Source organism: Cellulomonas sp. URHE0023 (genome assembly GCF_000688475.1).
Lineage (GTDB): Bacteria > Actinomycetota > Actinomycetes > Actinomycetales > Cellulomonadaceae > Cellulomonas.
Window position 1 is genome coordinate 291,531 of sequence record NZ_JIAN01000007.1, and the last position, 20,498, is coordinate 312,028.

At 71.7% G+C, this 20,498-nt stretch carries 18 protein-coding genes; 13 read left to right on the forward strand and 5 right to left on the reverse strand.

All coding sequences use genetic code 11. The features are described from left to right. The first annotated feature begins 90 nt into the window (after nucleotides 1–90). From N553_RS0114410 to N553_RS0114460, 10 genes are all read left to right on the forward strand, one after another. Nucleotides 91–507 (forward strand): VOC family protein, encoded by a 417-nt coding sequence (locus N553_RS0114410; RefSeq protein ID WP_028047120.1) that lies wholly within the window; start codon nucleotides 91–93, stop codon nucleotides 505–507. A 476-nt stretch (nucleotides 508–983) separates the two neighbouring features. Next, nucleotides 984–1,514 carry a GNAT family N-acetyltransferase gene (locus N553_RS0114420; protein ID WP_034622536.1) on the forward strand — a complete coding sequence of 177 codons (531 nt, stop codon included), beginning with the start codon at nucleotides 984–986 and terminating at the stop codon, nucleotides 1,512–1,514. A 52-nt stretch (nucleotides 1,515–1,566) separates the two neighbouring features. Continuing rightward, nucleotides 1,567–2,820: a low temperature requirement protein A gene (locus N553_RS22840; RefSeq protein ID WP_051640190.1), complete on the forward strand. Its 1,254-nt coding sequence runs from the start codon at nucleotides 1,567–1,569 to the stop codon at nucleotides 2,818–2,820. A 399-nt stretch (nucleotides 2,821–3,219) separates the two neighbouring features. Continuing rightward, nucleotides 3,220–4,155 (forward strand): cysteine synthase A, encoded by a 936-nt coding sequence (gene cysK, locus N553_RS0114430; protein WP_028047122.1) that lies wholly within the window; start codon nucleotides 3,220–3,222, stop codon nucleotides 4,153–4,155. An 83-nt stretch (nucleotides 4,156–4,238) separates the two neighbouring features. After that, the gene (gene epsC / locus N553_RS0114435; protein ID WP_028047123.1) at nucleotides 4,239–4,823 is read left to right on the forward strand and encodes a serine O-acetyltransferase EpsC; all 585 of its coding nucleotides are present in this window, start codon (nucleotides 4,239–4,241) and stop codon (nucleotides 4,821–4,823) included. A 109-nt stretch (nucleotides 4,824–4,932) separates the two neighbouring features. Next, nucleotides 4,933–5,283, forward strand: a complete 351-nt coding sequence (locus N553_RS0114440; protein WP_028047124.1) for a GntR family transcriptional regulator — start codon at nucleotides 4,933–4,935, stop codon at nucleotides 5,281–5,283. After that, nucleotides 5,280–6,278 (forward strand): DUF1648 domain-containing protein, encoded by a 999-nt coding sequence (locus N553_RS22845; RefSeq protein ID WP_051640191.1) that lies wholly within the window; start codon nucleotides 5,280–5,282, stop codon nucleotides 6,276–6,278. Before N553_RS0114440 ends, N553_RS22845 begins: the two co-directional genes overlap by 4 nt. Before the next feature lie 46 nt (nucleotides 6,279–6,324). Continuing rightward, nucleotides 6,325–7,359, forward strand: a complete 1,035-nt coding sequence (locus N553_RS0114450) for an LLM class F420-dependent oxidoreductase (RefSeq protein ID WP_028047125.1) — start codon at nucleotides 6,325–6,327, stop codon at nucleotides 7,357–7,359. Nucleotides 7,360–7,363: 4 nt separating this feature from the next. Further along, nucleotides 7,364–7,693 (forward strand): MGMT family protein, encoded by a 330-nt coding sequence (locus N553_RS0114455; protein ID WP_028047126.1) that lies wholly within the window; start codon nucleotides 7,364–7,366, stop codon nucleotides 7,691–7,693. Nucleotides 7,694–7,784: 91 nt separating this feature from the next. Continuing rightward, the gene (locus N553_RS0114460) at nucleotides 7,785–9,725 is read left to right on the forward strand and encodes an acyltransferase family protein (protein ID WP_028047127.1); all 1,941 of its coding nucleotides are present in this window, start codon (nucleotides 7,785–7,787) and stop codon (nucleotides 9,723–9,725) included. Between the two features lie 25 nt (nucleotides 9,726–9,750). Here the strand turns inward: N553_RS0114460 and N553_RS0114465 are convergent, their stop codons facing one another. Continuing rightward, on the reverse strand, nucleotides 9,751–10,845 hold the full coding sequence (locus tag N553_RS0114465; protein ID WP_028047128.1) for a PP2C family protein-serine/threonine phosphatase: 1,095 nt from the start codon (nucleotides 10,843–10,845) through the stop codon (nucleotides 9,751–9,753). A gap of 76 nt (nucleotides 10,846–10,921) precedes the next feature. Between N553_RS0114465 and eis the strand changes: the two genes are divergently transcribed. Continuing rightward, a complete protein-coding gene (gene eis, locus N553_RS0114470; RefSeq protein WP_028047129.1) occupies nucleotides 10,922–12,190 on the forward strand; it encodes an enhanced intracellular survival protein Eis in 1,269 nt (422 codons plus the stop codon). Between the two features lie 12 nt (nucleotides 12,191–12,202). Here eis and N553_RS0114475 read toward each other — a convergent pair whose 3' ends face one another. Next, nucleotides 12,203–12,652 (reverse strand): ribose-5-phosphate isomerase, encoded by a 450-nt coding sequence (locus N553_RS0114475; RefSeq protein ID WP_028047130.1) that lies wholly within the window; start codon nucleotides 12,650–12,652, stop codon nucleotides 12,203–12,205. A 110-nt stretch (nucleotides 12,653–12,762) separates the two neighbouring features. Between N553_RS0114475 and N553_RS0114480 the strand changes: the two genes are divergently transcribed. Next, nucleotides 12,763–14,751 (forward strand): M13 family metallopeptidase, encoded by a 1,989-nt coding sequence (locus N553_RS0114480; RefSeq protein WP_028047131.1) that lies wholly within the window; start codon nucleotides 12,763–12,765, stop codon nucleotides 14,749–14,751. A gap of 73 nt (nucleotides 14,752–14,824) precedes the next feature. Here the strand turns inward: N553_RS0114480 and N553_RS0114485 are convergent, their stop codons facing one another. From N553_RS0114485 to N553_RS0114495, 3 genes are all read right to left on the reverse strand, one after another. Next, nucleotides 14,825–15,352, reverse strand: coding sequence for a DUF6636 domain-containing protein (locus N553_RS0114485; protein ID WP_028047132.1), 528 nt, complete (start codon nucleotides 15,350–15,352; stop codon nucleotides 14,825–14,827). Nucleotides 15,353–15,505: 153 nt separating this feature from the next. Then, on the reverse strand, nucleotides 15,506–16,057 hold the full coding sequence (locus N553_RS0114490) for a disulfide bond formation protein DsbA (RefSeq protein WP_231505293.1): 552 nt from the start codon (nucleotides 16,055–16,057) through the stop codon (nucleotides 15,506–15,508). A 131-nt stretch (nucleotides 16,058–16,188) separates the two neighbouring features. Continuing rightward, nucleotides 16,189–17,742, reverse strand: coding sequence for an NAD(P)/FAD-dependent oxidoreductase (locus tag N553_RS0114495; protein ID WP_028047134.1), 1,554 nt, complete (start codon nucleotides 17,740–17,742; stop codon nucleotides 16,189–16,191). Nucleotides 17,743–17,886: 144 nt separating this feature from the next. Between N553_RS0114495 and pepN the strand changes: the two genes are divergently transcribed. After that, a complete protein-coding gene (gene pepN, locus N553_RS0114500; protein WP_028047135.1) occupies nucleotides 17,887–20,484 on the forward strand; it encodes an aminopeptidase N in 2,598 nt (865 codons plus the stop codon). The last annotated feature ends 14 nt before the right edge of the window (nucleotides 20,485–20,498 follow it).

A 20,498-nucleotide genomic window follows, 5' to 3' on the forward strand; every position in this document is an offset into this window, starting at 1 on the left:
CGCGCCGGCGTCGCGATGTGGGAGCGAGGTGGCAGGGTGAAGGGCGCAGGTCGATCACCGACCCGGATCGCCGACGAAGGAGACGGAGCCGTGCCCACCACCCTGAACCCGTATCTCAACTTCCGATCGAACGCCAAGGAGGCGCTCACGTTCTACGCGAACGCGCTCGGCGGCGAGCTGGTCACCAGCACGTTCGGCGAGGGCGGGATGAGCCAGTCCCCCGCAGACGCGGACCTGATCATGCACGGCCAGATCACCAGCCCGTCCGGTCTCGTCCTCATGGCCGCGGACACCCCTGAGCACATGGAGTGGTCGCCGACCGGCAATGTGGCGATCTCCCTGAGCGGCGAGGACCGCGCCGAGCTCACCGGCTACTGGGACAAGCTCGCCGAGGGCGCCACGATCACCGCGCCGCTCGAGACGGCGCCCTGGGGTGACACGTTCGGGATGCTCGTCGACAAGTTCGGCACCAGCTGGCTCGTGAACATCTCAGCGCCGGCAGCCTGACGGGAGCATCGCCTGGACAGGCCCCCTGGGAAGTCGGCGCGCTGGGGGTTCGGCCCCGCACCCACGACGGGCCGGCGTCGCTCGAGCGGGTACGACATGGACAACGGCCCCGGTCCGGCTCCGCGACTTGCGTCACGCGCCGGCCCAGGGCCGCTCGTCCGTCCAGCACCTTTGAGCCATCGCCCACCGCGCCCGCTTGTCCTTGTTGCGCACGGCTTGAACCGCCTCCAGCGCCATTGGAGGCTGTCGATGACCAGCCACCCGCTCAGTGCTCGTCAGTCACTCTCGTAGCGACGCGTTTCACTTACGGGCCGGTCGTTCGCGACGGGATGCTGACACCGCCACGCAGACCGGGAGATCGATCGCACCAGACACTACACGATATTCGGGCACCTGTCCAGTACGGGTGTTCAGCTGAGCCGTGACGAGCTGAATATCGCCTACGCCCAGGCGGGCTCGGCGACCACAATCGGGCGATGGAGACCACCCCCTCGCGCACGGTGGAGCTCCGTGGCCTGCGCCTCGACGACGAGGCGTCTGCGACCGCGGGCCACGCCGAGCTGGCAGCCGACGGCTTCACCTACCTGCCGTTCTTCGAGGCCGGTGAGCCCTGGGGCGTCTACCTTCGCCGGGTCTCGCGCCTGAGCGCCGGCGAAGGCCTCCCACCCGGGTTCGTGCCGTGGTCGGACCTGTACGCCGTCCTCGACGGCGACGTGGCGGGGCGGGTCTCGGTCCGGCACGAGCTGACCGAGAGTCTCGCCCAGGTGGGCGGTCACATCGGCTACGCCGTGCGCCCCGGGTTCCGGCGCCAGGGTTATGCCACCCTGCTCCTGCGTACCGGTCTGCTCGTCGCCCGCGACCTCGGCATCGACCGCGCCCTGGTCACGTGCGCGGACGACAACATCGCCTCGGTCGGCGTCATCGAGCGCTGCGGCGGCGTGCTCGAGGACCTCGTCGACATCCCTGGCGCCACCCGGAGACGGCGCTACAGGCTCCCGACGCGCTGACCACGGCGGTGCTCGGCGACATTCCGGCGGGTGCGCTCGCCATACTGTCGCCATGTCCCAGACCGCCGCACCGTCGGGCGATGCGGCTGCCCACGAGAGCGAGCGGCACGCGACCTGGAAAGAGCTGTTCTTCGACCTCGTCGTCGTCGCGGGGATCGCCCAGCTGGCGCACCTGGCGCAGGACGACCCCGGCACGCACGGCTTGGGGCTCTACTCCGTGCTGTTCCTCGCGTTCTGGATCACGTGGGCGGGGTTCGCCGTGTACGGCGACATCGCCGGCGACGACGCGCGGACACCCGTGCTGCTCTTCGCCATGGTCGGCCTCGCGGTCATGGCGGCGTCGGTCCCGCAGATCCGGGGACCGCACGCGACGGCGTTCGTCATCGCCTACGTGGCCTTGCGCTGGTTCGCAAGTGGCATCTGGCAGCGCGGAAAGGTGGTCCTCGACTGGCCGCTCGCGCAACAAGGGCTCGGCGCAGTCCCGTGGCTCGTCTCCCTGTGGGTGGACGCTCCAGGCAGGTACTGGCTGTGGGCCGCCGGCATCGCGATCGACCTCACGACACTTCTGCTCAGCTCGGCGGAGCTGACGCTCAAGGGCGCCCAGGAGCGACTCGCCCGGGGCCGCGACGGCAGGAAGGGCCGGGACGGCAGCAGGGGCCGGGACCGCGACGCCGTTTTCGTCCTTCAGCCTGCGCGGACCGACGACGCCCACCTCTCGGAGCGGCTCGGCCTCTTCGTCATCATCGTGCTCGGTGAAGGCGTCATCCAGATCATCGACGCCGTGGCCGGGCTCGAGACGTGGACGCCCAGTACCGCGGTCACCGCCCTCGGAGCGTTCGCCGTCCTCGCGCTCGTGTGGGCGGTCGGGCTGCAGTACGGCGTGGCCGGCATCCCGAACCTGCGGGCCGCCACGGTCGCCCCACGCATCGTCCTCCTGCTGCACGCGGCACTCACCGGCACGCTCGCGGCGCTGGCTGCGGCGCTGGGCGTCGCCGTCGAGCACCACGACGAGGCGCTGCCCCTCGAGACACGGGTGCTGATGTGCGCGGCCGTTGCGGCCTACTGCACGATCGGCGTCGTCACCGCCGTCCTCGTCGGCACGAACGTGCGCTGGATGCTCGGCTGGGGACTGCCGAGCATCGTCGTCCCGATCCTGCTGGCGGTTCTCGGGACGAACCTCCGCGTGGGCCTGCTCGTGTGGCTCCTGGCGGCCGTCCTGTTCTGGTTGGTCCTGCACAGCCCAGGCCGCCCGACCCCGTGGGAGCGCCCACCCCGCGAGCGCGCCGCGAAGCGTCCCGCACCATGACCCGTCCGCCTGGTGGGGCATCTTTGCGCTGGCCGGGACGTTGGCGCTAGCGTCAACCCGATTGCGGTCCCGGGCGCTCGCTCGGGGCCTGCACCGACCTGGTTCGGTCATGGAGGACGAAGCGATGAGCGCGCAAGCTGCCGCCCCCTTCGACCTCTCGCGCGCCCTCGTCGCGCCCACCTGTTGTCGCTGTCTGTAGAGCGCTGGTTCCTCCGTCGCGCGAGGACGCCCTGACCGGGGCCCTCTCACGCGCCAGCGCTCGCCCCCTCGTGCAGCGGATCCCGTAGTCGTCCGCTGCTCCGGACCGCAGGACCCGGCGCACGTCGTGCTGCCGGACGAGCACGTTCAGAAGTCCCCCACCCACCGTCGCGTCCGCGGCGGCTCGACCGAAGAGGAACCATGGCACGCATCTACGACGACGCGACTGCGCTCATCGGAAACACCCCGCTGGTCCGCATCAACAAGATCACCGACGGCGCTCCGGCGACGGTCGTCGGCAAGCTGGAGTTCTACAACCCGGCCAACTCGGTCAAGGACCGCATCGGTGTCGCGATCATCGACGCCGCCGAGGCGTCGGGTGCCCTCAAGCCCGGCGGCACCATCGTCGAGGCGACGTCCGGCAACACGGGCATCGCGCTCGCGTTCGTCGGTGCGGCCCGCGGCTACGACGTCGTGCTGACCATGCCGGAGACCATGTCCAAGGAGCGCCGCGCCCTGCTGCGCGCGTTCGGCGCCGAGCTCATCCTCACGCCGGGCTCCGAGGGCATGAAGGGGGCCGTGAACCGCGCCGACGAGATCGTCGCCGAGCGCGAGGGTGCCATCCTGGCCCGCCAGTTCGCCAACGAGGCCAACCCCGAGATCCACCGTCGCACGACGGCCGAGGAGATCTGGGCCGACACCGACGGCAAGGTCGACATCTTCGTCGCAGGCATCGGCACGGGCGGAACCATCACGGGCGTCGGCCAGGTGCTCAAGGAGCGCAACCCGAACATCAAGATCGTCGGCGTGGAGCCGGCCGAGTCGCCGATCCTGAACGGCGGCGCGCCCGGCCCGCACAAGATCCAGGGCATCGGCGCGAACTTCGTGCCGGAGATCCTCGACACCACCGTCTTCGACGAGATCATCGACGTCGACGCCGAGACGGCCGTCAAGGTCGCGCGCCGCGCCGCGGCCGAGGAAGGGCTGCTCGTCGGCATCTCCTCCGGTGCCGCGCTGCACGCCGCAACGCTCCTGGCCCAGCGCCCCGAGAACGCGGGCAAGCTCATCGTCACGATCATCCCGTCGTTCGGTGAGCGCTACCTGTCCACGGTGCTCTACGCGGACCTTCTCGACTGACCGTCCTGCCACGTGGTCCGGTGCCCGCCGCGCAGGCGGGCACCGGACGTCCCCTCTCAGAACCCACAGGACGAAGCCCCTCGATGTCCCCACCCCTGCACTTCCTCGCCACGCTCCAGGAAGACCTCGAAGCCGCCCGCCACCGCGACCCCGCGGCTCGCTCGCTCGCGGAGGTCGCCCTCGGGTACCCGGGCGTGCACGCCGTGTGGGTGTACCGCTTGGCGCACCGGATGTGGCAGCGCCCCGGGCTGCAGCTGCCGGCCCGCCTGATCTCGCAGCTCGCCCGGGCGTTCACCGGTATCGAGATCCACCCGGGCGCGCGCCTCGGGCGGCGCCTGTTCATCGACCACGGCATGGGCGTCGTCATCGGTGAGACCGCTGAGGTCGGCGACGACGTCGTCCTCTTCCACGGGTCGACGCTGGGCGGCAAGTCCATGCGGCACGGCAAGCGGCACCCGACGGTGGGCGACGGGGTCGTGGTCGGAGCGGGCGCCAAGATCCTCGGTCCTGTGTGGATCGGCGCCGGCGCACAGATCGGCGCGAACGCGGTCGTCATCCACGACGTGCCCACGGGCGCGATCGCGGTCGGAGTTCCGGCCCAGATCAGGATGCGGCCCACGGCGGCCCCGTTCGACGCCGAGATCGACGACCCGGCGATCTACATCTGACCTCGACCGAACCTGGATACGTCCGAAGATCCGCGCGGCTGAGCCGCGCGGATCTTCTGTTTCCTCGAGGCACTTGTTCTAGTTGTACTCAAACAACTATGCTGCAGGCATGCTCCTACGGATCGACTCCACCTCCACCGAACCGCTGTTCGCCCAGCTGGCCGGACAGGTGCGCGCGGCGGTGGCTCGTGGGGAGCTGGGTGTCGGCGAACGCCTCCCCGGCGCACGCGAGCTCGCAGGGTCCCTCGACATCAACCTGCACACCGTGCTTCGCGCCTACCAGGAGCTCCGCGACGAAGGACTGATCGAGCTCCGCCGGGGCCGCGGAGCGGTGGTCACAGCCGCGCCGCAGGACAACGCCGAGCTGCACGCGGCGATCGGCGAGCTCGTCCGGGTGTCACGTTCGCTCGGCATCGCACCCCAGACCACGACCGCCCTCGTCAAGGAGGCCCTCCGTTGAGCACCGTCCCGCACCGCGCCGTGACCACCGTCCTCACCCTGGTCGTCCCCGCAGCGTTCGTCGGCACGACGGTCGCCGTCGCGGCCGCATGGTCGGCCGACCTGCCCGACCCCGTCGCCGTGCACTTCGGGGGCGACGGGCCTGACGGCTTCTCGTCGCTCGCCGGCCTGATCTGGCCCTCGGTGCTCGCCACAGCGCTCGTCGCGCTCGGATGCTGGGCGCTGGCGTTCTTCTGGGGGCGCACGTCCGTCGTGCGGCGGATGGCGGCGGGCACGGCGACAGGCCTGGCGGCCTTCCTGGCCGCACTCGTGCTGGGGATCCTCGACCTGCAGCGTGGCCTCACCGATGCCGCGGCGGCCGGAGACGTGGACACGGTCACCGGCGTCGCGATCGGCATCGGCTTCCTCGCGGCGGCGCTCGGGGCGTGGCTCACGCCAGGTGACGCGCGCCAGCCGACGCGTGAGTCCGTTCCCGCGGACGCACCTCGGCTCCCGCTCAGCGCCGACGAGACGGCCGCCTGGGTCGCGCTCGCGCAGAGCCGGACGATCCTGGTCGCCGGCGGTGCGGCCACGGCCTTCGTCCTGTCCATCGCCGTCCTGGCCGAGCTCTGGGTGCTCGCGCTCGTCGCCGTCGCGCTGGCCGTCACGATGCTCGCCATGGCGAGGTTCTCGGTCGTCGTCGACCGCCGGGGACTCACCGCACGCTCCGCCCTGGGCTGGCCTCGGCTCGCGGTACCGATGGACGAGGTGACGCAGGCCGAGGTGGTCGACGTGTCGCCGTTCCCCGAGTTCGGCGGCTGGGGCTACCGCGTCGGTCGCGGAGGCCGGGTGGGCATCGTCCTGCGCGCGGGAGAAGCTCTGCTGGTGGAGCGCACGGGCGGACGCTCGGTCGTCGTCACGGTCGACGACGCCGCCACGGGCGCCGCCCTGCTCAACACCCTCGCGGCACGCGTCCGCGCCAACCCCCCGACACGCGATACCAGCGGTAGCAGGTAGCCTGACGCAGGCGTCGACGGCGACGGCAGATCGAGAGGACTTGACGATGCGGCTGGGCTACCACACGGGCTACTGGTCGGCGGGTCCCCCGCCCGGTGCGCAGGAGGCGGTGCTGGGCGCGGAGCAGCTCGGGTTCGACTCGGTCTGGACCGCTGAGGCCTACGGGTCGGACGCGTTCACGCCGCTCGCGTGGTGGGGATCGCAGACCTCGCGGATCCGCCTCGGCACCGCCATCGCCCAGATCTCTGCCCGGACGCCTACCGCGACCGCCATGGCGGCCCTCACGCTCGACCACCTGTCCGGCGGACGGTTCGTGCTCGGCCTCGGCGCCTCCGGTCCGCAGGTCGTCGAGGGCTGGTACGGCCAGCCGTACCCCAAGCCGCTCGCCCGGACGCGGGAGTTCGTCTCCATCGTGCGGCAGGTGCTCGCCCGCGAGGCGCCCGTCACGTTCGACGGTCAGTTCTACCGGCTCCCGCTGCGGTCCGACGAAGGTTCCGGCCTGGGCAAGGCTCTGCGCTCGACCGTGCACCCGTTGCGGACCGACCTGCCGATCCACCTGGCCGCCGAGGGGCCGCGAAACATCGCGATGACGGCGGAGATCGGCGACGGCTGGCTCCCGCTGTTCTACTCCCCGCGCATGGACGGCGAGTACCGCACCCTGCTGGCTGAGGGCTTCGCCAAGCGCCAGTCTCCGGCCGACGACTTCGAGGTCGTCGCCACCGTGCCCGTCGTGGTCGGTGACGACGTCGAGTCCGCCGCCGACCAGGTGCGCCCGTTCATCGCCCTGTACGCGGGCGGGATGGGCGCCAAGGGCGCGAACTTCCACCGCAACGTCCTCGACTGGCTCGGGTACTCGCAGGCGTGCGACGAGATCCAGGCGCACTACCTGGCCGGCGACCGCGCCCGTGCGATCGCCGCCGTGCCGACCGAGCTGGTCCGAGACATCGCCCTGGTGGGCACAGCCGACGACATCCGCGCGCAGCTCCCGGCCTGGGAAGCGACCGCGATCACCACGATGCTCGTGCAGGCCGACCCGCGCACGCTGCCCGCGATCGCAGCAGTTCTGGCACCGACCGCCTGACCCGGTGGACGACGACTACGCCGAGGCGGTCCTGGACCTCGTCACCCAGATCCCCGCGGGACGTGCCATGACCTACGGGCTCATCGCGGAGATCGTCGGCGACCGGTTCGAGGCGTCGGAGGGGAAGCGCCGCGGCGGGCCGCGCCAGGTCGGCACCGTGCTCGCCCGGGCCTCGTCCGACGTGCCGTGGTGGCGGGTCGTGAACACGGTTGGTCGACCGCCGGAGCGTCTGCAGCAGCGCGCGCTCGAGGAGCTGCGAGCCGAGCGCACGCCACTGACCGCGGACGGCTCCCGCATCGCCCTGCGCAAGGCGATCTGGTTTCCGGACGACTGAGCGTGTCTCGTCGGGCCAGCCGCCCGACGCGACTTAACCTGGCCGCGCGCGAACGGCCGCGACCGGTCGCGCGGGTACAGCAGGGAGATCCATGGCCATGACCGGGTTGAGCGCGACGCTCGAGCGTCCCTCCACGGTCGCTGCACCGGCAGCCGTGGGTATGCCGCGCCTTCCGGGCCTCGACGGCATCCGTGCCCTCGCCGTCGCGGGGGTCGTGATCTACCACCTCGGGGCACCGTGGATGCGCGGCGGGTTCCTCGGCGTCGACGTCTTCTTCGTCCTGTCCGGCTACCTCATCACGACGCTGATCCTCGACGAGGTGGAGCTGACCGGACGCTTCTCGTTCCGGCAGTTCTACGTCCGACGCGCCCGAAGGCTGCTGCCCGCCCTCGGCCTCCTGCTGATGGTCGTGGCAGGTGTCGGGCTCGTGCTGCGCACCGAGGCTGGCGAGCTGCGCGGCGACATCATCGCGGCACTGGGATACGCCTCCAACTGGTGGCAGGTCGCCGCCGACCGCTCGTACTTCGAGTTCGTCAGCCGGCCCCCGCTGCTGCAGCACCTCTGGTCGCTGGCGATCGAGGAGCAGTTCTACCTGGTGTTCCCCCTGGTCGCGCTCCTCGCCGCCCGGTGGGGCCGCGCCCGGGTCGGCGTCCTGGCCGCCGTGCTCGCGGTCGGGTCCACCGTCGCGATGGGCGTCATCGCGATCCGGACGTCCAGCCCGGTTCCCCACGACCCCAGCCGGGTGTACTTCGGGACCGACACCCACTCGATGGGACTGCTCGTGGGCGCGGCGGCGGCGTCGGTCTGGGTTCCGTGGCGGACGTGGCACGGGACCGGTTCGTGGACGCAGGAGCGTCGGTACCCGGTGCGCCGGTTCGAGGCGGGCGTCACGGACGTCCTCGGCGTGCTCGCCCTGCTCGCGGTGGTCGCGGCCTTCGTCTGGGTCGACGAGTACAGCGCTGCGCTCTATCGCGGCGGCTTCCTCGTGTTCTCGCTGCTCGCGGCGGTCCTCGTCGGTGCGGTCGCGGACCCCGCCGGCGTGCTCGGCCGCCAGATCGGCCGCCAGCCGTTGCGCTGGCTCGGCGAGCGGTCCTACGGCATCTACCTGTGGCACTGGCCCGTGTTCGTGCTCAGCCGGCCGGGCATCGACGTCGAGGCCTCGCCGTGGCTCGTGACCCCCGTCCGGATCGCCGTCGTCCTCCTGCTGGCGGAGCTGTCCTACCGCCTTGTCGAGGTACCGATCCGCCGCGGCGCGCTCGGCCGTGCCGTGGCGACCGTCCGACGCGGTGACGCGGGACGGCGCAGGTCGGCGTTGGCGCTCGGCGCAGCCTCGACAGCGATCGTCGCCGCCGTGACCGTGGCCGTCGCGCTCGCACAGGTGCCTGCGGCCACCGCCGCGGGACACGCCTGGCAGCCGGGCGTCCCCGTGGCACTGAACCTGTCGCCCAGCCCGGCACCGAGCCCTTCGACGGCTGCGTCGACGCCGGCCGTCCCGACGCCCTTCCCCGACGTGGCGACACCGTCGGCGGCATCGGTCCCCGCACCCGTGCCTGCGCCGGCCCCGCCCGACCCCGTCGGCGGTGCTTCGGCGTTCGGCGACTCCGTCATGCTCGGGGCGGCCGCCGAGCTCAATGCGCGGGGCATCGCCGTCGACGCCGCTGAGTCACGTCAGTTCGAGGTCATGGCGGACCTCGTCCTCGCTGCGGCCTCCGCAGGGACGCTCGGGCACACCGTGATCGTGCACGGCGGCACCAACGGCCCGATCGACGAAGCAGCCCTGCGGCGCCTTCTCGACAACACCCGTGACCGACGCATGTTCCTGGTGAACGTGCACGTCCCACGGACCTGGGAGGCCTACAACGACGAGCTCTTCACGCGGGTGGCGCCGGAGTATCCGAACGTCCGGGTGCTCGACTGGGCGTCACTGGCGACCGCGAACAGGCCGTGGCTCTACGCGGACGACATCCACCTGCGCCCCGGCTCGGGACGCGACGGGTACGCCGACTGGGTGCTGACCTCGATCCAGCCGTAGCGCTCCCGACCCGGCCGTAGGGCGCTCAGTCGCGACGGATGAGGACCAGGGCCCGGTCGTCGTCGTCCCCCGCCCGTACCCCGGCCAGGACCTGCGCGGCCCGCCCACCGCCCGGTGAGAGCACCCGGTCGGCAACGCCCATGAGGCGGTCGATGCCCTGGTCGAGGTCGCCCGCAGCCCCACCCTCGATCACGCCGTCCGTGTACAGCATCAGGACGTCCCCACGCTCGAGCCTGCCCTGCCGCGCCTGGCAGACGAAGTCCTCGACGACACCGAGCGCGGGGCTGCCCACCGTGTCGACGACATCGAGGCGACCCGAGCCTGCGTGCCGCTGCAGCGCCGGCGGATGACCTGCGGACGACACCCAGTAGTCCCCGCTCGGCAGGTCGACGGCGACGTGGATCGCGGTGGCGAAGCCTTCCTCCCAGTCCTGGTCGAGGAGGTAGCCGTTGGCCGCTCCGAGGAACTGCTCACGAGGCAGCGCGCCCAGGAGGCCGCCGAACGCGCCCGACAGCTGCAGCGACCGGACGCCGGCACCCAGCCCCTTGCCCGACACGTCGACGAGGACGACCTCGAGGACCTTCCCACCGTCCCTGCTTCCCGCGACCATGAAGTCACCCGAGAAGCCGTCGGCGTGCGCCGACCGGATCACGCTGTCGACGTCCCATCCCTCGGGAAGCCGAGGCACCCGGCCGTGCGCGGCGAGCCGGTCACGCAGGTCGACGAGCATGAGGTTGCCCGGAGCACCCTGCAGGCCCAGGCGCTCCCGCTCCCTCGCGAACGCGATCGTCGCCAGGACGGCCACGTTGATCACCAGGACGATCCCCGGGATCACGGTCGGTGCGTCGGTCAGCCACAACCACCAGGTCCCGGCGACGACGAACGCACCGAGGATCATCAGCGGGCGGAGCAGCAGCAGGAACACTGCGACCAGCTCGAGCAGCAGCAACGTCGAGGGCGGAACCCACTGGGGGTACATGCGCACACCGGCGACGATGAGCGCGGCGCAGGTGAGCATCGCGCCCGTCAGCCCGACCTGCGACCGCAGGCCCAGCCGTCGCCGCAGGAGGCCGGCACGCACCACGAGCCCTCTCTTCGGCGCCCACCCGAGAACCCGCACGTCGGAAGCGTATCCGCCGTCACGCGCGACGGATATGGACGTGCCACACCCCCGTGGGTGCGGGCACGATGGGCGGATGAGCCCGCTACCTGCCGGGTACCGGATCGTCGAGGTCACCGAGTCCCGCAAGGACGAGTTCCAGGAGGTCGACCGGCTCGCGTTCGGCTTCGACGCCACACCGGAGACCGACGCACTGGTGCCGATCACGCTCACGTGGGACCGCACCGTCGGCGTCGAGTCGCCGGACGGCGCGCTCGCCTCGGTGCACGCGTCGTTCGAGTTCCAGCTCCCCGTTCCCGGCGCGACGCTCCCGTGCGCCGGCCTCACGTGGGTGGGCGCCCGCCCGGATCAGCGACGCCGCGGGTTACTGCACGCGATGATCGACGCCCACTTCGAGCGTTCGCTGGGCCGGGGCGAGCCGGTCTCCGCGCTGTTCGCCGCCGAGCACGCCATCTACGGGCGGTTCGGGTACGGGTCGGCGTGCGACGACGTGCGGCTCAAGCTGGCGCGCGGCGCGGTCCTGCGCGACGTCGCCGGCTCGGACGACCTGTCCGTCAGGTTCGAGACGGCCGACGTCGAGCGGCACACCCCCGTCGTCGACGCGGTCCACCGAGCCGCGGGTACGGGACGACCGGGCTGGTTCACGCGCGACACGGCCGAGCTCCAGCGGCGAGCGCTCGCGGACCCGCCGGCGTGGCGCGACGGGGGCGAGCCGTTGCGCATCGTCACGGTGCTCGACGACGACGGTGCTGCACGCGCGTACGCGACCTTCCGGCGCAAGGAGAACTGGACCGACGGCGGTCCCGCCGGCACCGTCCGGGTGCGCGAGGCGGCCGCCGTCGACGCGGCGGCGTCCCACCGGCTCTGGTCGTTCCTGCTCGACCTCGACCTCACCGCCAGCGTCGAGAGCCCCATGCTGCCCGCCGACGACCCGCTCCTGGTCCTGCTCGTGGACCAGCGGGGCAGCAGGCCCCGGCTCACCGACAACGTGTGGGTGCGGCTGCTGGACCTCCCGGTCGCCCTCGCCGGTCGGCGCTACAGCGCACCGCTCGACGTCGTCCTCGATGTCACGGACGCACTCCTGCCCGCGAACGCGGGCACGTGGCGGCTCACCACCGGTGAGCGGGACGCCGACGGCAGCTGGCCGGCGTCCGTGGTGCGGACGGGCGCCGACGCGGACCTGCACATCGACGTCCGCGAGCTCGGTGCCGCCTACCTCGGTGGGCGGTCCGTGGCCGCGCAGGCAGGCGCAGGTCTTGTCGTGGAGCGGACCGCCGGAGCGGTGCAGGCAACGGCCTCAGCGTTCGCCTGGCCCGTCGCGCCGCTGTGCAGCTGGGTGTTCTGACCGGCGGGCGTGCTAGCGGCTGTGCTCGTACTCGGCCAGCAGGTCGATGCGGCGCTGGTGACGCTCGTCCCCGCTGAAGGGCTCCGCGACGAAGGCGTCGACGAGTGCGAGTGCCTCATCGAGGCTGTGCTGCCGCGCGCCGATCGAGACCACGTTCGCGTCGTTGTGCTGGCGGGCGAGCTGCGCCGTCGCCAGGTTCCAGGCGAGCGCGGCGCGCACGCCGTTCACCTTGTTCGCCGCGATCTGCTCGCCGTTGCCCGAGCCGCCGATCACGACGCCGAGAGAGCCCGGGTCCGCCACGACCGCCTCGCCTGCCTCGATGCAGAACGGCGGATAGTCGTCGAGCGCGTCATAGGTGTGTGCGCCGTGGTCCACGACGTCGTGGCCCGCGGCGCGCAGGTGGTCAGCCACCGCCACCCGGAGCTCGAAGCCGGCATGGTCGGAGGCGACATGGATCCGCATGAGCCCCATCCTGCCGTACGCGGGCCGCCCGTCGCGGCGTTCGCGATCAGCGGACCGACCGGGCGGGAATCGGCCGTGGCTGCGTGCGCGACGGTCCGTAGGCTGTCTCCATGACGCACAGCGGCATCGACCTGACAGCACTCGACCCCGACGTCCGCCCCCAGGACGACCTCTACGGCCACGTGAACGGGCTGTGGGTCGCGTCCCACGAGATCCCCGCGGACCGCGCGATGGACGGCTCGTTCCGGGCACTGCACGACCAGGCCGAGGAGCAGGTGCGGGACATCATCGTCGACGCGGGTGCCGCGGCCGCGGACGGCACCTCCACGGACCCCGTCGAGGCGAAGGTGGGCGCCCTGTACGCCAGCTTCATGGACACGGACACCATCGCGGCACGCGGCCTCGAGCCGCTGCGCGTGGACCTGGCGCTGATCGAGGGCGCCACCTCGCAGGCTGAGCTCACCGGCGTGCTCGGCGCCCTGCAGCGCACGGGCGGCGCAGGCGGCGTGGACTTCGGCGTGGACAACGACTCCAAGGAGCCCACACGCTACGTCGTCCTGCTTGCTCAGGGTGGGCTCGGACTGCCCGACGAGTCGTACTACCGGGACGAGCAGTACGCCGAGGTCCTCGCGGCCTACCGGCCGCACGTCGCGAGGATGCTTCGACTCGGCGGCGTGGTGGCTGACGAGGCCGTCGCGGACGAGCTCGCCGGCCGGGTCGTCGGGTTGGAGACCAAGCTCGCGGCCGCGCACTGGGACGTGGTCAAGGACCGCGACGCCGACCTCACCTACAACGCGATGACCCTGACGGAGCTGGCCGAGCGCGCGCCGGGGTTCGACTGGAACAGCTGGGTCCTCGCGCTGGGTGCACCCGCGGGGGCGTTCGACCGGCTGGTCGTGCGCGAGCCCTCGTTCGCCGAGGCGTTCGCCGAGCTCTGGCAGTCGGAGCCGCTCGAGGACTGGCAGGCGTGGCTCGAGTTCCACCTGGTCAGCAGCCGCGCGTCGTACCTGACGGACGACCTGGTCGAGGCGAACTTCGACTTCTACGGTCGGACGCTGACCGGCGCTCAGGAGCTGCGGGACCGCTGGAAGCGGGGCGTCTCGGTGGTCCAGGGAGTCCTCGGCGAGGCCGTCGGCAAGGTCTACGTCGAGCGGCACTTCCCGCCGAGCCACAAGGCGCGCATGGAGGAGCTCGTGGGCCACCTCGTCGAGGCGTACCGCGAGTCGATCACCGCGCTGGACTGGATGGGCGAGGAGACGCGGGCCAAGGCCCTGGCCAAGCTCGAGGCGTTCACCCCCAAGATCGGCTACCCGGTCCGCTGGCGTGACTACAGCGCCCTCGTGGTGGAGCCCGACGACCTGGTGGGCAACATCAAGCGGGCGTACGCAGCCGAGCAGGACCGTGAGCTGGCCAAGATCGGCAAGCCGATCGACCGCGACGAGTGGTTCATGACGCCTCAGACCGTCAACGCGTACTACAACCCCGGCTTGAACGAGATCGTCTTCCCTGCGGCGATCCTGCAGCCCCCGTTCTTCGACGCCGACGCCGACCCGGCGGTGAACTACGGCGGGATCGGCGCGGTCATCGGGCACGAGATCGGTCACGGGTTCGACGACCAGGGTTCCAAGTTCGACGGTGACGGCCTGCTCGAGGACTGGTGGACCGCGGAGGACCGGGCCGAGTTCGAGACCCGGACCAAGGCGCTGATCGACCAGTACTCCGCGTTCTCTCCCGCGCAGCTGTCAGGGAGCCACCACGTCAACGGCGAGCTGACGATCGGCGAGAACATCGGAGACCTCGGCGGGCTGTCGATCGCCTTGAAGGCCTACCGCATCGCGCTGGGCACGCCGCTGTCGGAGGCGCCCGTGATCGACGGGCTCACCGGCGTGCAGCGTGTCCTGCTCGGCTGGGCGCAGGTGTGGCAGGCCAAGGGCCGCGACGAGGAGGTCATCCGACGCCTCGCGACCGACCCGCACTCCCCCAACGAGTTCCGCTGCAACGGCGTGGTGAGCAATGTCGACGAGTTCTACGACGCGTTCGACGTGGTGCCGGGCGACGCGCTCTACCTCGCACCCGACGAGCGCGTCCGCATCTGGTGACTCGTCGGGCTGTCCGGGCGCGACCGCCTGAGAGACCGTGCCGAGCCGTGCAGGAAACCGCGGCCCGGGACGGTCAGGGGATCGCCTTCCAGCTGGCGCGGGCCAGCTGGAACCCGGTGCCCGAGCCGTCGACGCACTGGACCCCGTCGGTCGCGCTCGTGCACGTGTACTCGCCGACGGTCATGGACTTGCCGTAGGCCAGCTCCGGCACGTCGTCGCCCGCGACCGCCGGTGGAGGCCCGCTGACGCACGAGAACGCGACGCCGTCAGCGTTGAGGACGATGACGTGGCCCGTCACCTCGGTGCATCCCGCGACGACCGGCTGTGCGTAGGTGTAGCTGGCGATCGTGCACGTCACACCGTCCACGGACATCGTGCAGGCGATGTTGCCGCTCGGCATGGCGAACTGCGTGGTCGCGGTCGAGGCGGGCGACGGGGTGGCCGTCGGGCCGGCGGTCGCGCCCGAGCCGGCCGGGGTGCTCGCGGCCTCGTCGGGTCCGCCGTCGCCGCCGCCGCGGCTCAGGGCGATGCCGACGAGCAGCACGACGAGGAGCACGTCCACGACGGCAAAGATGATGATGAGCCTGCGCCGGGAACTCATGTGACCTCCGCGGGTCGTCGCCGACCCGTTCGACTCCTGTGACCGGCGACCAGGATCACACGGGACGAGCGGCACAGGCGAACGAGGGTGGCACACGCGACCGTCGACCGCCTGCCTGGCGGTCGACGGTCACGGGCTCGGGCCGCGCAGGCGTCAGAACGACGGGCCCGCAGTCCGCGAGCGCTTGAGCTCGTAGAACCCGGGCACGCTCGTCATGAGCACGAGCCCGTCGAAGAGCCTGCCGGCGGCCTCGCCGGTGGGTGCAGGCGTGACGACGGGGCCGAAGAACCCGATGCCGTCGACAGCCACGACGGGCGTACCGACGTCCTCGCCGACGAGCGAGATGCCCTCACCGTGCGACTCGCGCAGCAGGGCGTCGACCTCCTCGGTCCCTGCGACGTCCGCGAGGGACGCCGGCAGACCGAGCTCGGCGAGCGACTCGGCGAGGATCCCGTCCCAGTCGGTGCGCCCGCCCGGGTGCCTCCGGGTGCCGATCGCGTCGTAGAGGGGCTTGATGACGCCCTGTCCGTGGTCGCGAGCCGCGGCGATGATCACGCGGACGGGGCCCCAACCCTCGTCAAGGACCTCGCGGTAGCTCTCCGGCAGGTCGGGCTTCTTCTCGTTCAGCACGGACAGGCTCATCACGTGCCAGCGCACCTCCACGTCACGGATGGCACTCACCTCGTCCATCCACCGCGACGTCATCCAGGCCCAGGGGCAGAGCGGGTCGAACCAGAAGTCGACGACGGGGCGCGCGGTGCTCACAGGGGTCCTCCAAGGGGGTGTCGATGGCTGCCGAGCGTGGACAACACCGATTGCCCCGGAGAACTTCCCGATCAGGTGCGTGAGACCACGACCATCGCCGCGGCACGGCCCGAGATCGCGCTGACTCCCCCGCCCCGGCGGGCTCCCGCGCCGGCCAGGAGCACTCGCGGGTGCTCGGTCTCGACACCCCAGCGACCCACCTCGTCGTCGTGCTCGGCCCAGGGCCATGAGAGGTCGCGATGGAAGATGTGCCCGCCCGGAAGAGCCACCTCCGCCTCGAGGTCGACCGGGCTGCGCACCTCGAGGCACGGGGCACCGTCGGCGTCGACCAGCAGGCAGTCCTCGATCGGCTCGGCCAGCACGCTGTTCAGGGATCGGAGCGTGGCCGCGAGTGCCGACTCGCGGGCGCGATCCGGGTCGTCGACGAAGAGACGTGCGGGCATGTGCAGCCCGAACGAGGTGAGCGTGTGCGCTCCGCTCGCGCGCAGCTCGGGACCGAGGATCGAGTCGTCAGTCAGGGAGTGGCAGTACGTCTCGACCGGCGGGGTCGCCGGAACCTGTCCGGCGGCGGCCTCCGCGTACGCGGTCTCCAGCTGGGTCGCTGTCTCGTTGACGTGGAAGGTGCCGGCGAACGCGAGCGCCGGGTCGATCCCGGAACGCAGCCGGGGCAGGCGGCTCAGCACCATGTTGACCTTGAGCTGCGACCCCTCGGGTGCGGGACCGGCTGGCTCGCGGCCGAGGAGCCGGTCCAGGACGGCCGGCGCGCACGCTGCGAGCACGAACGGGGAGCCGGCGTGGCGCTCGACGCCGTCGTCGTCGATCCAGGTCACCCCCGCCTCGCGGGCCGCACTGCCCGGGTCGATGTTCGTCACCGTTGCCCGCGTCCGCAGGTCGGCGCCCCAGGCTCGGGCGGCATCCTCGAGCGCCGTCGCCACCGAACCCATGCCGCCCACCGGCACGTCCCAGTCCCCGGTCCCTCCACCGATGACGTGGTAGAGGAAGCATCGGTTCGCCGGCCCCGGGTCACGTGCCGAGGCGAACGTCCCGATCAGCGCATCCGTCAGGACGACGCCGCGAACGAGGTCGTCCCGGAAGGTGGACCCGACGACGTCCGCCATCGGGTTCTCGACCAGGTCGCGCCAGTCGGCCTCGCCGAGCAGCGCGCGGGCGTCCGTCTGCGAGAGCAGCGGCTCGGTCATCGTCGGGAACAGGCGTGCCGCCAGGGCGCCCGTACGCGCGCCGAAGGCGCGCCAGGCATCACGGTCCGCGGTCGCTCCCACGGACGCGAAGGACGCGGCAGTGACGGCGTCGTCGGCGGTGTCCACGAGCAGGCCGCGGGTCGGGTCGTCGGGAACGGGTGTGTACGAGGCGTACCGACGGCGACGCAGCCGGACCGCCAGACCGAGCTCGTCGACGACCCGGCGCGGGAGCAGGGACACGAGGTAGGAGTAGCGCGAGACCCTCGCGTCGACGCCGGCGAAGACGTGCTCGGACCGCGTCGCACCACCCAGGTGCTCACCCCGTTCGAGCACCAGGACGCTCTGGCCCACCCGGGCGAGGTACGCGGCGGCGGTCAGCCCGTTGTGCCCACCACCGACCACGATCGCGTCGTAGGTGCCGTCCACCTGTCGACCCTAGGCCCCGAGGTGAGCGGACGGCGCCGGGCCGCCCCGTTCGCGCGTAGGTGCGTGCGATGATCGATCAGGCTCGACCCGCGCACACACCCGCGGAGGCCAACCGCTGCTGACCACGACCCGAGGAGAGTCTGCGTGCCTGGAGAGAACCTGACCCGAGCCGAGGCGCGCGAGCGTGCATCCGTCGTGCGGACCGAGTCGTACGCGGTCGAGCTCGACCTGACGACCGGGCCGACGACCTTCACGTCCCGCACGACGGCTCGGTTCGCCGCCACCCCCGGGGGCAGCACGTTCATCGACCTGATCGCCCCGTCCGTGCACCAGGTGACGCTCAACGGACGCGCGCTCGACGTCGCACGCGTGTTCGCGGACTCGCGGATCCAGCTCGACGACCTCGCCGAGACCAACGAGCTCGTGGTCGTGGCGGACGCCGCGTACATGAACACCGGCGAAGGGCTCCACCGGTTCGTCGACCCCGTCGACGACGAGGTCTACCTGTACACGCAGTTCGAGGTGGCCGACTCCCGGCGCGTCTTCGCGGTCTTCGAGCAGCCCGACCTCAAGGCGACCTTCGCGTTCACGGTCACGGCGCCCGCGCACTGGACCGTCGTGTCCAACTACCCGCAGGTGGGTGCTCCCGTCACGGTCGAGGACGGTACGAACGCGAACGGCGGCGCTGACAAGGGCACCGCGACCTGGACCTTCGAGACGACGCCGCGCATCTCGTCGTACATCACGGCGATCATCGCCGGGCCGTACCACGGGGAGCACCAGGAGCTCACCAGCTCCGACGGCCGCACCATCCCGCTCGGCGTGTACTGCCGAGGGTCGCTCGCCGAGCACCTCGACACCGACAACATCCTCGACGTCACGCGCCGCGGGTTCGAGTTCTACGAGAGCACCTTCGGGGTGCCGTACCCGTTCGCCAAGTACGACCAGCTCTTCGTCCCGGAGTTCAACGCCGGCGCCATGGAGAACGCCGGTGCCGTGACGTTCCTCGAGTCCTACGTGTTCCGCTCCAAGGTGGCCGAGGCGACCGTCGAGCGTCGTGCGGTGACGATCCTGCACGAGCTGGCGCACATGTGGTTCGGCGACCTGGTGACCATGCGGTGGTGGGACGACCTGTGGCTCAACGAGTCGTTCGCCGAGTACGCCTCCACACTGGCCACCGCGAGCGCCACCCGGTGGACGAGCGCATGGACCACGTTCTCCTCGCTCGAGAAGAACTGGGCCTACCGCCAGGACCAGCTTCCCTCGACGCACCCGATCGTCGCGGACATGCGTGACCTCGAGGACGTCGAGGTCAACTTCGACGGGATCACCTACGCCAAGGGCGCCAGCGTCCTCAAGCAGCTGGTCGCCTGGGTCGGTCAGGACGAGTTCTTCGCGGGGGTGCGCGCGTACTTCGCCAAGCACGCGTGGGGCAACACCGAGCTGCGGGACCTGCTGACGGAGCTCGAGACGACGAGCGGTCGCGACCTGTCCGCCTGGTCCGCCCGGTGGCTGGAGAAGGCGGGCGTCACGCTTCTGCGCCCGGAGATCACGGTGGACGACGCCGGGGTGATCACGAGCTTCGCGGTGCTCCAGGAGGTTCCCGACGAGTACCCGATCCAGCGCCCCCACCGCCTTGCGGTCGGCGGTTACGACCTCGACGCCACGACGGGCCGGCTCGTCCGCACCGTGCACGTGGAGCTCGACGTGGATGGTCCGCGGACGGAGGTCCCGGCGCTCGCCGGCGTGCACCGGCCGGCGCTGATCCTGGTGAACGACGACGACCTGGCCTACGCCAAGATCCGGCTCGACCCGCAGTCTCTGGCCACCGCGATCGAGCACCTCTCCGCGTTCGACGACTCGCTTCCCCGCACGCTCGTGTGGACGGCGGCCTGGGACGCGACCCGCGACGCAGAGTCGCCCGCCGGGGCGTTCGTCGACCTCGTGCTGCACAACCTGGCGCACGAGACCGACTCCTCGGTGCTCCTGGTGCTCCTGCGCCAGCTGGGCACCACGCTCGACCTGTACGTCGCGCCCGAACGTCGGGCGACGTCAGACGTCGCAGCGGCCGACGCGTTGCTCGCGCTGGCCCGCGGTGCGGAGGCGGGCTCCGACACGCAGCTGCAGCTGGTCAAGGCCTTCGCCGGCCGCGCCGCCACCCAGGCACAGCTGGATGCCGTCCGCGACCTGCTCGACGGGCACACGGCCCTGGAGGGTCTGTCGATCGACACCGACCTGCGCTGGGAGCTGCTCGCGTCGCTCGTCACCGGCGGACGCGCTGGCGAGGTCGACATCGCCGCACAGGTCGCCGCAGACCCGACGGCGACCGGTCAACGCGCTGCGGCGGCCGCACGCGCCGCGATCCCGACGGCAGAGTCCAAGGAGGCCGCGTGGACCGCGGTCGTGGACGGCGAGGGCCTGCCGAACGCGATCCAGGCGGCGACGATCGCGGGCTTCGGGCGCGTGCACGACGTCGGTCTGCTGCTGCCGTTCGTCACGCGCTACTTCGAGGTTCTCGAGCAGGTCTGGGAGTCGAAGACCAGCGAGATGGCGCAGAACATCGTCGTCGGCCTCTACCCGAGCGACCTCGCCGGCGACACGCGCGTGGACGTCCTCGGCCTGACCGACGAGTGGCTGGCCGGTCACCCGGACGCCTCCGCGGCCCTGCGCCGGCTGGTGCTGGAGGCCCGTGACGGCGTCCGTCGTGCGCTGGCCGCCCAGGAGGTCGACCGCCGCGGGTGAGGGTGCATCGACCG

What these genes read in the sequence shown, in the direction of transcription:
- N553_RS0114420 (WP_034622536.1), top strand. Translation starts at nt 984, where the DNA reads ATGGAGACCACCCCCTCGCGCACGGTGGAGCTCCGTGGCCTGCGCCTC.
- N553_RS22840 (WP_051640190.1), top strand. Translation starts at nt 1,567, where the DNA reads ATGTCCCAGACCGCCGCACCGTCGGGCGATGCGGCTGCCCACGAGAGC.
- cysK (WP_028047122.1), top strand. Translation starts at nt 3,220, where the DNA reads ATGGCACGCATCTACGACGACGCGACTGCGCTCATCGGAAACACCCCG.
- epsC (WP_028047123.1), top strand. Translation starts at nt 4,239, where the DNA reads ATGTCCCCACCCCTGCACTTCCTCGCCACGCTCCAGGAAGACCTCGAA.
- N553_RS0114440 (WP_028047124.1), top strand. Translation starts at nt 4,933, where the DNA reads ATGCTCCTACGGATCGACTCCACCTCCACCGAACCGCTGTTCGCCCAG.
- N553_RS0114450 (WP_028047125.1), top strand. Translation starts at nt 6,325, where the DNA reads ATGCGGCTGGGCTACCACACGGGCTACTGGTCGGCGGGTCCCCCGCCC.
- N553_RS0114460 (WP_028047127.1), top strand. Translation starts at nt 7,785, where the DNA reads ATGGCCATGACCGGGTTGAGCGCGACGCTCGAGCGTCCCTCCACGGTC.
- eis (WP_028047129.1), top strand. Translation starts at nt 10,922, where the DNA reads ATGAGCCCGCTACCTGCCGGGTACCGGATCGTCGAGGTCACCGAGTCC.
- N553_RS0114475 (WP_028047130.1), bottom strand. Translation starts at nt 12,652, where the DNA reads ATGCGGATCCATGTCGCCTCCGACCATGCCGGCTTCGAGCTCCGGGTG.
- N553_RS0114480 (WP_028047131.1), top strand. Translation starts at nt 12,763, where the DNA reads ATGACGCACAGCGGCATCGACCTGACAGCACTCGACCCCGACGTCCGC.
- N553_RS0114485 (WP_028047132.1), bottom strand. Translation starts at nt 15,352, where the DNA reads ATGAGTTCCCGGCGCAGGCTCATCATCATCTTTGCCGTCGTGGACGTG.
- N553_RS0114490 (WP_231505293.1), bottom strand. Translation starts at nt 16,057, where the DNA reads ATGACGTCGCGGTGGATGGACGAGGTGAGTGCCATCCGTGACGTGGAG.